Genomic DNA, 14,360 nt, shown 5'->3' with positions numbered 1-14,360 from the left:
TTATTCACCTTGATAACTAGTGCGCCACTTGAGCAGACGCTTTTCTAACAGACGTACAAATGAATCTGTCAGCTTACCAACTACTGCAAAGATGATAATTCCTACAAACACTTTATCCGTTTGGGAGAATTGCCTTGCATCCATAATCATATAGCCGACGCCGCTGCTTGAACCCATCAACTCAGCTACCACTAAACCAAGCCAAGCAATTCCTAATGACAGTCTCACGCCCAGAAGAATATGAGGAAGAGCAGCCGGTAAAATCAGCTTTGTGATGCTTTGATACACATTAAACTCTAAGGCGCGAGCCACATCAAACAGCTTATTGTCTACACTGCGAATACCTAGAAACGTATTAATATAAATCGGAAAAAAAGCCCCAAGTGCAATCAATAAAATTTTCGCCGTTTCATCAAAGCCAAACCAGAGGATGAATAAAGGAGTGACCGCTAAATGTGGAACGGTTCTCAGCATTTGCAAAGTCGGATCTACATACTGCTCTGTTTTTTTAGAAAATCCTACGCATACACCCAGCATAAGACCTAAGCCTCCACCAAGTAAAAATCCACATATCGCTCGATAAAGGCTGATGTATAGATGGCCAAACAGTTCACCAGAACGAATCAACTCTCGAAAGGATTCTGCAATCAAGACGGGCGAAGGCAAGACAGTGGAAGAAACGATTTGAGAACCAGCTATGATCTGCCAAACCGCAATAAGTAGAACAGGTAATACCAGTCCCTTTAACTTATATAAAGATAAAGCTTTTCTCCTTTTTCTCTTTGTTCGCTCGATTTCAGATGCTAAAGCCGGATTCGAAATAGCTTTCATTTATTCATCTCCTCTTTTAGCATTTTTTCAATAAACGAATTTTCTACAACCTGATTGACATCAATTTTCCGCTGGATCGCTTTTGTTTGATATTGAAAATCAGCGGTATGCTGCTGAGCATTGATGATCTTCTTCGAAATGGGCTTATTGAGTGGTTCCGTATTGTTTAATACTTGTGTGACGACCTTCTTATCTAAATTTTTTAAACGCGCATATAGAGTAACAGCCTCTTCTGGATGTGATTTCTGCCACTTCACCGCATGGTCATATACCCTTAAAAATTTCACTACTAGTTCAGGATGCTGATCAGCAAACTGAGTTCGAACAAGTGTGAAACCTGGAGAATATAAATCGGTCGCTTCCCCATTCACCAGCAGCTTTGCTCCTTTCTTTATCGTTTCAAGTGATAAGAACGGCTCCCAGATCGACCAAGCATCAACGGACCCATTTTCAAATGCTGATATCGCTTCATCTGGCTGAAGCTGAATGATCTGAACATCCTTCGCAGATAAACCTGCCTGATCTAATACTTTGTATAAAAAGTCAAAGCCGCTGCTCCCTTTAGCGACAGCAATTTTTTTCCCTTTTAAGTCTTCTACTTTTTGAATCTCACTGTTCTTATTCACTAAAATACCGTTCGCTTTCAGCCCATCCTGAGATAAACCAATTTCCTTAAAATCAATACCTGCAGCCTGACCTGCTATGACAGGTGAGTTTCCAACTTGTGAGAAATCTAATTGATTTGCCGCAAGTCCTTCAAATTGGGGAGGGCCACTTTGAAACTCCACCCACTTTACCTTCACTCCTTCTTTTTCAAATGATTGTTCAAACCACCCCTTTTCCTTTGCTAAAAGCAGCGGGCTCAAACTTTGCTGAATCCCAATCCGAATTTCTTTCACCTTGTTTTCTGAGCCGTCTGCTGCTTGATCACACCCTGCTAAAACAAGCAGAAGAGTCAAAAAGATAACGATCATCTGTTTCTTTTTCATGCGATTTCCCCTCCCTAAATCCCTGATCCATGGGTTAGTAACAATTCATCTGTTTTCTCAAATTCTGAAAGCACCTTTTGTCTTAAGCTTTGAAAAGCGGCTGACGTTCTATCACGCGGAAAAGGCAGGTTCACAGGAAGAATCTTATGGATTCGGCCAGGTCTCGCTTGTAAGAGCACAATTTCATTTCCTAAATAAATCGATTCATCAATATCATGAGTTACGAGCATCATCGTTGTTTTTTTCTCCTGCCAAATGTCCAGCAGCACATCCTGCAAGTGTTTTCGTGTGAATGCATCCAGCGCACCAAATGGTTCATCAAGCAATAAGATCTCCGGATCACGAAGGAGTGCTCTCGCAATGGCAACCCGTTGTGACATTCCTCCTGAAAGCTCATGTGGATAAGCATGTTCAAATCCTTTTAATCGAACAATTTCAATCAATTCATCCACTTTGCGGCGTACATCCTGTTGTTTTAAATTGAAATTGGCCGCTATGTTTTCTTCAACCGTCAGCCATGGAAACAGGCGGTGTTCCTGAAAGATAAAGCCTTGTTTCATTCCTGGTTCTGCGACCCGTCTGTCTCCTATCAAAATTTGCCCATCATACGCTGTGTCGAGCCCGCCTATGATTTTTAGCAATGTACTTTTCCCGCATCCGCTCGGACCTATCACTGTTACAAATTCACCGGGAATAATGCTCAATCTTAAGTCTTCAAGTACCCGAATGGTCTGTTTGTCTTTCCAAAAGGATTTATCCACAATATCAATTGAAATCGTCATTGAAACCTCCACTCCTCATACGATCAGATAAATACACAGAAAGGCCCTTATCCCAAAAAAGAGATAAGAGCCTTCGCGTTGTCCGATCAGCTAATCATATTGATTTGTTAGCACCATCCTAAATCATATCAATCCCATAAATCAACTCAAATTTATAAAATGGTTATTTTGTCCTTGTATGCTTTTCATCGATCCGATCGTAAATCGATTCTATTCGTTCCTTGCTGCTGTAAATCTCATATTTGTTCCGCTCAATCAATATGTCTAGTGTGATATCCATGTGTTTTCTGTATTTTTTTCGTTTTTTCTTTTTTTCCATCTTCATCATCCTTTCTCATTCAAATAAAAAAAGGCTCTTCACTCATGCTTGAGTGATAGAGCCTTCGGTTGACCGATCAGCCATTCTTGTTCGTCTTTTCAGTATGCTCATGTTAATACACACTATTCCTACCTGTCAACTATATTTATTGTTTTTTCAGATTTATCTAAAAAATGATTGACCGAGCAGGGAACAAGATTTATAGTCTTATTAAATATTTCTTATCAAAACAGTTGGTTTTATCTAACAAAAGGAGGATATACCCATGTCAGAAGAACGTCCATTTCGTTTAGAAACAAAAGCCATTCACGCAGGTCAGGAGCTTGATTCAGCAACCTATTCAAGAGCCGTGCCTATTTACCAAACAAGCTCCTTTGGTTTTAGAGACAGTGAGCATGCAGCGAATTTATTTGGTCTTCAGGAACCGGGAAATATTTATTCACGTATTATGAACCCTACAAATGACGTATTTGAAAAGCGTATTGCTGAGCTTGAAGGTGGAATTGGTGCACTTGCTGTTTCTTCTGGACAAGCAGCGACGACTTATTCTATTTTAAACATCGCAGGAGCCGGAGATGAAATCGTATCCTCAAGCAGTCTTTATGGCGGCACCTACAATTTATTTGCCCATACACTCAAAAAACTCGGAATTACAGTAAAATTCGTCGATTCATCCAACCTTGAAGAACTCGAAGCGGCGATCACAGACAAAACAAAGGCAGTGTATGCAGAGAGCATTGGAAATCCAAAAGGCGACATTTTACATATTGAAGCCATCTCAGCCATTGCACACAAGCATCATATCCCGCTTATTGTGGACAATACGCTCGCCAGCCCTTATTTATTAAGACCTATCGAGTTTGGTGCAGACATTGTCGTCCACTCAGCGACGAAATTTATTGGCGGTCATGGTACATCAATTGGCGGCGTCATCGTTGATAGCGGCCGATTCCCTTGGGCTGACAGCGATAAGTTCAAAGGACTGACTGAACCAGATCCAAGCTATCACGGTCTGACCTATACAGAAGCGATTGGAGAAGCGGCTTATATCACAAAAGCACGAGTACAGCTATTACGTGATTTAGGGGCAGCTCTGTCACCATTCAACTCATTTTTACTTCTGCAGGGCTTAGAAACATTACATCTTCGTCTTGAGCGGCATAGTGAAAATGCCTTGAAAACAGCACAATTCTTACAGGATCACCCTCTTGTCGATTGGGTAAGCTATCCGGGTCTTGAAAGTCACGAATCCTATGAGCTTGCTCAAACCTATTTACCAAAAGGACAAGGCGCAATCCTCACATTCGGTATTAAAGGTGGACGCGAAGCAGGTAAAAGGCTCATTGATTCTGTGCAGCTTTTCTCCCATCTCGCAAACGTGGGCGATTCTAAATCCCTCATCATTCACCCTGCCAGCACAACGCATCAGCAATTAAGCGAGGCAGAACAAAAAGCGACAGGTGTCACACCAGAGCTCATTCGTTTATCTGTTGGAACAGAAGCGATTGAAGATATTCTTGCAGATCTTGAACAGGCGATTACAAAAAGTCAGTCTGAATGACATAGAAAAAAGCACACGGCCGTGTGCTTTTTTATTGTTTATTAATGATTGAGTAATCGAATGTCTTGGAAAGGATAAAATACAAATGAGGTAGTTCCTTGAATATCACGCTTTGTAAAAAGACCTAAGCCGTTGCGGCTGTCCATTGAATTTTGACGATTGTCCCCCATGACAAAGTACTTTCCTTTTGGAACAGTCAGAGGGCCAAAATCAGGTGTCAGCAAGGTGCCATCTGCAGCTGCTTTCTTTTTGTTTGATGCTAAGTAAGGCTCCGCCACTTTTTTTCCATTAACATATAGCTGATCATTTTTCATTTCAATTTTATCACCAGGTAAACCAATCAATCGTTTGACATAATGAGTGCTGCGGTCTTCCCCATCAAGAACAATGATCTGTCCCCGTTTATAATCACCGAAATAATCAACCGTTTTATTCACAAACACCCGCTCTGTATCATGCAATGTCGGATACATGGAAGATCCTTTGACAATGTATGGCGCGAATAAAAAGTTCCGAATGATAAAAACAGCAATAAATGCGATTAAGATGGCTTTGATCCAGCCCCATAATTCTGATTTCTTTTTTTGTGTTTTTGTATTTGTTGTCATAAGCTCCTCCTGAATTCCCCAAGGACGAAATGTGTGTCACCAGCTACCAGCCGGCGTCACGCTTGTTTCTCCCTAAATATAAACATATTTTGCCAACAAATCAAGCGAAGAGAGAGAAAAAGGCAAGCACCTTTCTGTGCTTGCCCAAAACTCAGTTAGTTAGCAGAAGAATCCGCTTCTTTTTCTTTGTTTGCTTTTCCATAGAAATAATCCGATGGATTCACTGGTTTGAAATCAGATAACTTATGGAATCGAAGAAGATCCCTATAGAGCACTTTATCTGAAAGACTTAACTGATTATCAACACGGGCTTTAATCGCCTCTGTCTTTTTATTTTGTTTCACCACTTTACCCGTTTTCGTATCATAAACGGTATTATCGACAAGTGTGTATTTCGGTGTCACATAGTTTCCATTACGGAAGGCAACAGTCTCATCATGCTTTTTAGAGAATAAGTCTGTTCCAAAATTCACGAATTCATTTGAATCGATACCTTGTAAGTGAAGAAGTGTTGGCATAACGTCGACTTCACCACCATACGTATGGTTCACGCCGCCCTTCTTACCAGGAATACGAATCATGAGCGGAACACGCTGGTTTTGTGCATTTTGATAAGGAGTGATTTCTTTCCCTTGAATTTCACTCATTGCACGGTTATGGTTCTCAGAAATACCGTTATGGTCACCATATAATAAAATGACTGAGTCTTTATACATACCTGATTTTTTCAAGTCTTTGAAGAATTGCTCTAATGACTCATCTAAATATCTTGCTGTTTGGAAATAGTTATCGACTGTTTTATCGCCAGTTGTTGCCTTAGCAATTGTCGCATCTTTTTCATCTAAATTAAATGGATAGTGATTTGTCAGTGTCATTAAATGTGCATAAAATGGCTTTTTCATTGATTCTAGCATTGGAATTGATTCTTTGAAGAACGGTTTATCCTTCAGACCCATATTCACAAGGTTTTCTTCATCCATGTTGTAATAGGAAGCATCAAAGAATTGATCAATTCCCATATGTTTATAAATCGTGTCACGGTTCCAGAAAGATTTATAGTCCCCGTGAAGTACTGCACTCGTATAGCCTGCTTTTTGATCTAGGATGGCAGGTAGTGATTGGAAGGTATTTTCACCCTTTGTCACAAATGCTGCTCCCTCTGGCAAGCCAAACATACTATTATCCATCATCAGCTCAGCATCTGATGTCTTCCCTTGACCAGTCTGATGGAAGAAGTTATCGAAATACGTAAAGTCGTCTTTCCCATGAGCCAGTTTGTTTAAGAATGGAGTCACTTCTTCTCCATTTAATTTGTAGTCAATTAAGAAAGACTGGAAGCTTTCTAAATGAATTTTAATAATGTTTTTGCCTTTTGCCTTCCCAAAATACTCTGCATTTGGCTTCGCATAGTGAGAAGACGTATAGTTCACAACATCCGTTAAATCTTCACTGCTTGCATTTGCTACCTGTGTTGCGTTTTGTGCTGCTTGTACCCCATCATAAATCGTATAATTATAAACACCTAAGTATTTGACAACATACTTATGATCAAAGGTTCTCGTTAATAATTCTGGACGATCCTTTTCAGCCAAATGAAGGTTTACAAAGAACAGTCCAATACCTGCAGCTACAATCAGCAGTGCAAACGTCTTTTTCATTTGGAACTTCTTCACTTCTGGTCTCCAAATGACAATCGCAATCAAGATGATAATATCAAGGAAGTATAAAAGGTCATGCGGCTTAATGCTTGCTAGCACACCGCCAGTCATCCCTCCCCCAAGATTTCCTGCCTGCTTCATTGTTGAGAAAGTCAAAAAGTCATCAAAGAAACGGTAATACGCTACATTCGCATATAAAAGTGCGGTCATAATAAAATCAATAACAATTAAAACAATGGCAGATTTACGCCCCTTCAAAAAGAGAGCAAGTCCAAAAAACACGATGGCTGAACTAAATGGATTCAATAAGAGAAGCCCCTCTTGAAAAGAACCTTTTACTCCTAAATTAAAGTCCATTTTGTAGGCTGTGTACGATTTAGCCCAGAATAAAAGGACAGCCAAAACAAAAAAGCTATATTTGTTTGCAAATATTTTTTTCATAAAACCTCTTCTTTCTTATCATCGTTCTGATATAAATGAAATCATAAAAAATTTACATTCATTTTGCAAATGTAAATCTTCTTCGCCAAGCATGCCGATGCTCTGTCTCCGCCGGATACATGCGCTCCTTTAATATAACGAATGAGAGGCATCATAAGTTTCAAAAAAAATACGAGTAAATAAAAGGAAAAATATCCATTTACATTAAATTTACGCACACTTCATGTTTTAGTGGATGAAGAAGGTTTTGTAAATCACTCAGTATTACTTTACTTTTTTCATCTATTCGTGTCAAAGTAATTATAAAGAAAAGGAAGAATCACCTAGGCTTTTCGACTCATTTACCCAAATTTATACAAAATTCGATCCTTGCTTCTTTTATTGTGACTCAACCTCCATTAATCCATGTACCTCCCTAAAAAAACAGTTTAAAACAAAAAAAACTTGATTTCCCCTACTGATGTGCGGTGTGATAAAGAGGTAGAACTTGATCGCAACACTTATATGTTCATGAGAAAAAAATCAGGCTGGAGGACATCACATGAAGATGAACAAACAAATCAACACTTTTGAAGAGAGATTTTCAGAAGATGTAGTCACTATCATTGCTGTTACAGGACCTTCTGGCGTAGGAGCAGGAAAAGCAGGACAGGCACCTCTTTGGACCGCTTCTATTCCACTGATTGCTTGGAAGGAAAACGGCCATATCACAACCGAAAATGTAAGACTTTGCTGGCTAACAGATGATAAGGGATTAAGGGAAAAACAGGCACAATTACATAAAGAATCAATCGTTACACTTCAGGTTCGAAAAGGCGAAGGTGAATTCATGCTTGTATCTTTGATCGAAACAGATACACAGGATCAAGCGCTTCAAGAAATTTTAGAAGAAGCCCAAAAGCCTGTGTTTTATCATGATGATACACTTGGAACCTTTGAATTAGTGAAAGGACTAGACTTATTTGAAAAGACGATCCAATGGAGCAATGAAGAGTGCCTTCTCTACTTTAACCTCGAAGAAGATGAAAAAATAAATGACTCTCTTCGAACAGCAAACCAACTTATGCAAGAGCAAGCCAAATGGGATTCTTCTATTAAATCATTTGCCGCGAATCAGCTGATAGATCTAGCAAAGGATTGGCAGGAACAAGACGAATCAGCTGAAGAGCAAGAAGAACTCACAATGAATCAATTTATAAGCCGCATTTCACTTGAAAGCCTGCATGTTTACCCTGAGGGAGAGTTCGAAGTCTACTATCATGATGGTGATTTATTTTGGGGTCATGTCATTATTGTCACAGGAAATATAAATGGCACATTTCATGATGCCCACATTGCAGGCTAAAGGCTGGAGGAATAACCCATGGAAATCAAAGCTTTTCAAGAATTAAATCTAATTGGGAAAACGCCAGCCCTCGCCAAAATTGGCGGCTTCCGTCCTGATCCAGCTGTACACAGCTGGTTTGCAGGCCATTTTTTCATCGATCCTAATCAAGGCTGGCCGACTGATCAAGATGGGGCCATGATTCCGATTGTACAAATTTATTTACCAGAAGTGCCAGGAGGAATGAACGGTTTCAATGAATGTAAGTTGATTCAAATTTTTCTCAATCAGAAAACGCTTCCGATTGATCTCACCAAAAACGGCGAAGGCTGGCAGCTCATTGAATATTCAACAATCGAAGGTTTAGAAGTAGCTGAAACTCCTGAAGAAGTGAGAGGACTCAAACCCTTTCAAATCCAATGGAACGAAAGTGAGCAAAGGGACTTCCCTTGCTGGGAAGAAGCATGGACATACGTCGATTTATCAGAAGTCAACGAAAGTGAAGAAGCCACTAACCACTTCTTTCATCAATACACAAATTATTCATTCACAAAAATCGGTGGATATGGGGCATATATTCAATCCCCGCCCCATCAACAACAAGGCGAATTCATGCTGCAAATCGCCTCAGAAGAAAAACCTCGTTTCATGATTGGTGATAACGGCACGATGTATTTCTATTACAACAAAGAATTAAAAGAATGGTTTATGCACTGGGATTGTTTTTAACGTCTATTGAATGAAACCTTGCCAGCTCCTAAGCGTAATGAATAATATGAAAGGAGGAAGCAAAATGGGATTCATTTTAGACATCTTTTCACTTGCTGTATATATCCCTTTTCTACAAGTGGATGAAGAGAAGATCTCGAAGAACGCAGCGCATCTCAAAAAATATTACTGGTTTCAAACACTATTACATGATCAAACTTGCAGGGACCTCATCATTTATGATTCCGATGTTCGACGTGTCATAGGCAGGTTTAAAACGGAGAAACTCCATAAGAAGCGCTACAACTTAAGATGCGAACGTAAATTACTGCAAGCATTACAACGCGCAATGTAAACTGACAACAAGAGCCGCACTTTCCTGTGGCTCTTGTTTATCAATTGAATCGTTCCTTTTGAAGAAAACATTTGACGCCTGGACAACTCTCCCCGTATATTATGTATAAATCCATCTTTTTCAAAGAAAAGGGGGCCTCACATGCGCTTGTTTAAGAACTGGAGAAAAAAGCAGCCTGCACAGCAAATCACTTCAGAAAAGCAAGAAGACAGCATCCCAATCAACTTCTCCACACTTCCCTTTGGCACAGACACCGTCGATGATTTTTTGTTCAACCTAGACCTGACCTCCAAGCTCACAGATCCCTATAAAGAAACAGATACGAACAAGCTTACCTAGACCTTCGTAAATCCTCATCCAATACTGGATGATTTTTTTATACTCAATGAAAGGTGTAGCCAATGAAAACATATTATATCGTCAGACACTGCCAAGCAGATGGACAATCTAAAGATGCAGCTTTAACACCACAAGGCATCACTCAATCTCATGAACTGACACAGTTTTTTTCCAGCATTCATCTCAATCAAATTATCTCAAGTCCTTATAAACGAGCGATCCAAACTATTGAGCCTCTTGCTCATACAAAACAGCTCGAGATAAAAATCGATCAGCGCCTCTCTGAACGTGTATTAAGCAGCAAACCAATAGACAATTGGTATGAGAAGCTAAAGCTCAGTTTTACAGACTTACATATGACCTGTGAAGGCGGAGAATCGAGTTTAGAAGCCATGAATCGTATTGTAGAAGCACTCCACGAACAAATAAAATTAGAAAAAGATTATACCCTATTCGTCACACATGGCAATATCATGAGCCTGCTTCTTAAACACGCCGATCCATCGATTGGATTCGAGGAGTGGAAGAAACTAAGCAATCCAGATGTCTATACCCTGAAATATTTTAGTCCAGATCATATAGAAGCAAAGCGAATATGGCAATAAAAAAACGGCAGAATGAACTCTGCCGTTTTCTCAACTATTGCTGATAATAAAAGGACTCTACCCACTCATACGGTTTCTTACGCTCCGCACACCATTTCATAAAGCCTCTTGTCTCCGTCTGCTGAAACGCCATCCAATCCGTTAAAAGCTGGCCATAATAAGCGGCTTGTCTTTGAACATTCGTACGAGTTCTTTGATCTTGAATCAGCATCATAACACGTTCAATCCCCTGAATTCTCTCTTGATCCTTCTCATAGGTGCTTAAATAAAGATCTTCATGTATATGATGAAACGAATACCACAAGGCCGATAAATAGATTTCACAAATTTGAACAATCACACGCTGTTCCTTGCTGCCCCCAAGCTCTAGTGCCTTCAATAAATGAGGCAGCCCTTCTCCCTGATGCACAAACAAACCTTGCCAGCGATACGGTCTCACATCCAATGGGTCAACATTCTCCCACGTTTGAAAAACAGGCTGGATCACCCCATTTACCAGCGGATACACAAGCAGATGATGACCATCCTCAAATCGTTCAATCCACTCAAACAGCCAAGCAGCAAATTCACGCTGTACTTCAAAATCGTTCTCTTTCATCTCTTCAATAAAGGCCTGAAGAACGTTTAGTGCATCTTTACGCAGGCCCTGTTCTTTTCTCACACAGTACTGTCTAAAAAGAGGATAATCATTTACTCCTTCGTCTTGAATGATAGCCTGTAATATCGTCTTCGTTTGCATGATCACAACGCCGCCTCTTTACATCCATTCTTTTCTATATTTATGAATAAATTGAATGTCTTTTTGATAATGTTCAAGATGTCCTTCTTGAATCATGTTTTGAAAAGCGATATCCCCCTCACTCGCTTTTCGTTTCATATACTGACATAATCCTTCTAAACGCAGCAGCACCATATCCAAATAATCTTCTGCTATTTCCTCACCATAAGCTTCAAAAAACAGTTTCACTCTATGCTTTATCTGGTCTGCATGGTCTAATGAAAGATAATTTACGACCTCCCCTGTTTCAGTGCGAAAAAATCTACTTAGAGGCACACATGTATAAAGGGTATAAGCGATATCCCATAGTCTCGGACCAGGAGCAGCTACATCAAAATCAATGATACCCACTGGTTTTTCATTATTGAAAATGATGTTGTACATCGCAAAATCATTATGGCAAACAACCTCTATGTTGTTAGGCGTATTGTCCATTCGTTCCCAATCGTCTGAAATAGGAAAATCACAAACAGCATCATGATACAGTCTAAGCATTCTCGCTATTTCTTTTAAGGCAGGGTGAGAGCACATGTATTCTTTTAAAGGATCATGACCGGCTACGCCTTCAATGAAGGACAATATCTCTCTACCTTGTTCATCAACCCCTAAAAACTTTGGAGCATAGGAGAAATTCTTTTTTTCTAAATGCTTTAGCAGCTTTCGTATATTGATATTGTCTGACTTTACTTCTCGACGAACCGTATCTCCAGAACGATATACGTTCGAGACATTGCCACCTGTCAATAACTCCTCATAATCATTTTGTTTTTTCATAAATTCTCCCCTCAAACTGGGTCACAATGATGATGTCAGCTAAAGATATGTATGTACCCACAAATATTCATTTAGTTACACAAAGGTAGTACACTGTTTTATGTGAATGTGCTGCCCCATTTTGTTTCCTTACATGATTAAATGTATCTTATCAAACGTTGCAAATCATCTAAAGATTATTCTGCTAAAAGAAGTACATGCTCATTATTTTCTAATAGGTTTCTATTTTTATCTAAATAACTCATTTAAGCCACAAAAAACGTTTTACCACAAGGGTGAAACGTTAGGTTCATGGAAAAACCAATCATGAAACTTTTAATAGATACCGGTGGCCGGGGTCGAACCGGCACTCCATGATAAATTATTCCTAAAAGGAAAGGTATACCCTCTTAAAGTAAAGCACCCGTTTATGAAATAAGAATTAAAGTTCTTCTTGGTATATTTCTGATTTTATCGGCTTTAAACTCAAAGGTATTTTAAACTCATGAATACCTTCAATATGATTAAAGAAATGATCGATATCGTCATAATCCATTGACCATTCTTCTACCACCTTTAACTTTTTTAACTCGCTTGTTGGTTTAAATAAAAATTCACAGTGTAGTTGTTCCATGTGAGAATAATCATCTTCTTCATAAACTGTAAACTGACGTACAAAGTCAAAATGAAATAGTTTCTCTCCTGTAAAATCATAGACACCACACTGAAATAAAATTTCTTTATCTTCTTCGCCCTCAACTGTCTCCCTTGAAAAAGCCTTAAATATTTCCCAAACCTTTTTTATATCATCGGTATCTTCACCAATGGTATCTTTAAGATAACGTTCAGCATTTTTAACCGTAATCATTACAACACCTCTTGTGTACAATTTATCCAATCCTTCTTCAATTATCCTGCCCCTTTAGTTTAATCATAAGGTAACCATCAATAAAGTAAAAGTTAATCTCCTTAATATGTTCCTCTGTCATATTGTAAGGCTTTAATTCAGCAATACTTATTCCTTTTGCTGTTAGGAAATTAAGAAACGCCTTAAATTTATTACTCACAGTCCTAAACAAATAATTCAATAGCTTTCCGAAATGATTCAACATAAGACTTAGTTTCCTTTTCTAAAATTCCAATTCAACTTGTTCTAAAATATTTTTACGTCTTGCCATTTAGCTAGGTCCCCTTTCAGCAGTGAACACGATTTGAAGTAATTTTGTCGTGTGAAAAATCAGCTAAAAAACAAATAAAAAAACGCCCTCCTACAATTTGTAGAAAGACGTTTTAAACGTTGATATTTCTTAATTCTTCTGTAAACAATAAAGAATATCTAAAAATAGATACCGGTGGCCGGGGTCGAACCGGCACTCCGTGAGGAACACGATTTTGAGTCGTGCGCGTCTGCCAATTCCGCCACACCGGCATGATCATTAAAGAGCGCATCTTATATTAAAAAACAATGGTGCCGAGGGCCGGACTTGAACCGGCACGGTAGTCACCTACCGCAGGATTTTAAGTCCTGTGTGTCTGCCAATTCCACCACCCCGGCAGTCTTTTCAAAAAAGGCGACACCCGGATTTGAACCGGGGATAAAGGTTTTGCAGACCTCTGCCTTACCACTTGGCTATGCCGCCATTATTGGAGCGGAAGACGGGATTCGAACCCGCGACCCCCACCTTGGCAAGGTGGTGTTCTACCACTGAACTACTTCCGCACATCAACTGGGCTAGCTGGATTCGAACCAACGCATGACGGAGTCAAAGTCCGTTGCCTTACCGCTTGGCTATAGCCCAATAATAAAATGGGGCGATTGATGGGAATCGAACCCACGAGTGCCAGAGCCACAATCTGGTGCGTTAACCACTTCGCCACAACCGCCATAGATGTAATGAATGATAAAGTATAATTGGCAGGGGCAGTAGGAATCGAACCCACACCGGAGGTTTTGGAGACCTCTGTTCTACCGTTAAACTATGCCCCTATGAAAACAAAAAATGGTGGAGGGGGGCGGATTCGAACCGCCGAACCCGGAGGGAGCGGATTTACAGTCCGCCGCGTTTAGCCACTTCGCTACCCCTCCACTTTTGAAAAACAGTGCCGGCAAGAGGACTTGAACCCCCAACCTACTGATTACAAGTCAGTTGCTCTACCAATTGAGCTACACCGGCAAATAGTGGTGGCTCGGGACGGAATCGAACCGCCGACACACGGATTTTCAGTCCGTTGCTCTACCAACTGAGCTACCGAGCCATGTATTCTTTTGAAAAATGGCGGTCCGGACGGGACTCGAACCCGCGACCTCC

The 14,360-nt window shown here is 39.9% G+C and carries 15 protein-coding genes and 10 tRNA genes; 6 read left to right on the top strand and 19 right to left on the bottom strand.

The window, feature by feature from the left end; all coding sequences use genetic code 11:
* The 4 genes from AAZR19_RS00125 to AAZR19_RS00110 all read right to left on the bottom strand — a co-directional run bounded on the left by AAZR19_RS00125 (position 1) and on the right by AAZR19_RS00110 (position 2,921).
* Positions 1-831, bottom strand: coding sequence for an ABC transporter permease (locus AAZR19_RS00125; protein ID WP_076839173.1), 831 nt, complete (start codon positions 829-831; stop codon positions 1-3).
* A complete protein-coding gene (locus AAZR19_RS00120; RefSeq protein WP_373272907.1) occupies positions 828-1,805 on the bottom strand; it encodes an aliphatic sulfonate ABC transporter substrate-binding protein in 978 nt (325 codons plus the stop codon). Before AAZR19_RS00120 ends, AAZR19_RS00125 begins: the two co-directional genes overlap by 4 nt.
* A gap of 29 nt (positions 1,806-1,834) precedes the next feature.
* On the bottom strand, positions 1,835-2,602 hold the full coding sequence (locus AAZR19_RS00115) for an ABC transporter ATP-binding protein (RefSeq protein ID WP_076839177.1): 768 nt from the start codon (positions 2,600-2,602) through the stop codon (positions 1,835-1,837).
* A 163-nt stretch (positions 2,603-2,765) separates the two neighbouring features.
* A complete protein-coding gene (locus AAZR19_RS00110; RefSeq protein ID WP_041109840.1) occupies positions 2,766-2,921 on the bottom strand; it encodes an FbpB family small basic protein in 156 nt (51 codons plus the stop codon).
* 265 nt (positions 2,922-3,186) lie between these two features.
* On the opposite strand from AAZR19_RS00110, the gene AAZR19_RS00105 reads away from it, so the two are divergent.
* Entirely contained in the window at positions 3,187-4,482 is a 1,296-nt protein-coding gene (locus AAZR19_RS00105) for a homocysteine synthase (RefSeq protein WP_034624044.1), read from the top strand.
* Between the two features lie 41 nt (positions 4,483-4,523).
* Here the strand turns inward: AAZR19_RS00105 and lepB are convergent, their stop codons facing one another.
* Positions 4,524-5,090, bottom strand: a complete 567-nt coding sequence (gene lepB / locus AAZR19_RS00100) for a signal peptidase I (RefSeq protein WP_024425343.1) — start codon at positions 5,088-5,090, stop codon at positions 4,524-4,526.
* 155 nt (positions 5,091-5,245) lie between these two features.
* Positions 5,246-7,189, bottom strand: coding sequence for an LTA synthase family protein (locus tag AAZR19_RS00095; protein WP_024427404.1), 1,944 nt, complete (start codon positions 7,187-7,189; stop codon positions 5,246-5,248).
* A 541-nt stretch (positions 7,190-7,730) separates the two neighbouring features.
* Here AAZR19_RS00095 and AAZR19_RS00090 point away from each other — a divergent pair.
* From AAZR19_RS00090 to AAZR19_RS00070, 5 genes are all read left to right on the top strand, one after another.
* Positions 7,731-8,534, top strand: a complete 804-nt coding sequence (locus AAZR19_RS00090; RefSeq protein ID WP_076839178.1) for a DUF2262 domain-containing protein — start codon at positions 7,731-7,733, stop codon at positions 8,532-8,534.
* Positions 8,535-8,552: 18 nt separating this feature from the next.
* Positions 8,553-9,242, top strand: a complete 690-nt coding sequence (locus tag AAZR19_RS00085; RefSeq protein WP_076839180.1) for a DUF1963 domain-containing protein — start codon at positions 8,553-8,555, stop codon at positions 9,240-9,242.
* Between the two features lie 64 nt (positions 9,243-9,306).
* Positions 9,307-9,576: a hypothetical protein gene (locus AAZR19_RS00080; RefSeq protein WP_076839181.1), complete on the top strand. Its 270-nt coding sequence runs from the start codon at positions 9,307-9,309 to the stop codon at positions 9,574-9,576.
* Between the two features lie 141 nt (positions 9,577-9,717).
* A complete protein-coding gene (locus AAZR19_RS00075; protein WP_041109825.1) occupies positions 9,718-9,915 on the top strand; it encodes a hypothetical protein in 198 nt (65 codons plus the stop codon).
* A 62-nt stretch (positions 9,916-9,977) separates the two neighbouring features.
* On the top strand, positions 9,978-10,520 hold the full coding sequence (locus tag AAZR19_RS00070; RefSeq protein ID WP_076839183.1) for a histidine phosphatase family protein: 543 nt from the start codon (positions 9,978-9,980) through the stop codon (positions 10,518-10,520).
* Between the two features lie 34 nt (positions 10,521-10,554).
* Here AAZR19_RS00070 and AAZR19_RS00065 read toward each other — a convergent pair whose 3' ends face one another.
* The 13 genes from AAZR19_RS00065 to AAZR19_RS00005 all read right to left on the bottom strand — a co-directional run bounded on the left by AAZR19_RS00065 (position 10,555) and on the right by AAZR19_RS00005 (position 14,307).
* Positions 10,555-11,259, bottom strand: a complete 705-nt coding sequence (locus AAZR19_RS00065; protein WP_076839186.1) for a hypothetical protein — start codon at positions 11,257-11,259, stop codon at positions 10,555-10,557.
* An 18-nt stretch (positions 11,260-11,277) separates the two neighbouring features.
* A complete protein-coding gene (locus AAZR19_RS00060; RefSeq protein WP_041109821.1) occupies positions 11,278-12,072 on the bottom strand; it encodes a phosphotransferase in 795 nt (264 codons plus the stop codon).
* 421 nt (positions 12,073-12,493) lie between these two features.
* Positions 12,494-12,919, bottom strand: a complete 426-nt coding sequence (locus AAZR19_RS00055) for a hypothetical protein (protein WP_041109819.1) — start codon at positions 12,917-12,919, stop codon at positions 12,494-12,496.
* 479 nt (positions 12,920-13,398) lie between these two features.
* Positions 13,399-13,480, bottom strand: a tRNA-Leu gene (locus AAZR19_RS00050).
* Positions 13,481-13,517: 37 nt separating this feature from the next.
* Positions 13,518-13,606: transfer RNA gene (locus AAZR19_RS00045), tRNA-Leu, on the bottom strand.
* 14 nt (positions 13,607-13,620) lie between these two features.
* Positions 13,621-13,691: transfer RNA gene (locus tag AAZR19_RS00040), tRNA-Cys, on the bottom strand.
* A gap of 5 nt (positions 13,692-13,696) precedes the next feature.
* Positions 13,697-13,771: transfer RNA gene (locus AAZR19_RS00035), tRNA-Gly, on the bottom strand.
* Between the two features lie 7 nt (positions 13,772-13,778).
* Positions 13,779-13,850 (bottom strand) — tRNA-Gln (locus tag AAZR19_RS00030).
* A 9-nt stretch (positions 13,851-13,859) separates the two neighbouring features.
* Positions 13,860-13,935 (bottom strand) — tRNA-His (locus AAZR19_RS00025).
* Positions 13,936-13,964: 29 nt separating this feature from the next.
* Positions 13,965-14,038, bottom strand: a tRNA-Trp gene (locus AAZR19_RS00020).
* Between the two features lie 14 nt (positions 14,039-14,052).
* A tRNA-Tyr gene (locus tag AAZR19_RS00015) sits at positions 14,053-14,137 on the bottom strand.
* A 15-nt stretch (positions 14,138-14,152) separates the two neighbouring features.
* A tRNA-Thr gene (locus AAZR19_RS00010) sits at positions 14,153-14,225 on the bottom strand.
* A 6-nt stretch (positions 14,226-14,231) separates the two neighbouring features.
* A tRNA-Phe gene (locus AAZR19_RS00005) sits at positions 14,232-14,307 on the bottom strand.
* Positions 14,308-14,360: the final 53 nt, after the last annotated feature.

Origin of the sequence: Bacillus sp. Je.9.29.b (assembly GCF_051129925.1) — a bacterium.
Classification (GTDB): Bacteria; Bacillota; Bacilli; order Bacillales; family Bacillaceae; genus Bacillus; species Bacillus safensis.
The sequence above is the reverse complement of the archived record's forward strand: the minus strand, read 5'-3'. Positions and strand labels throughout refer to the sequence as shown.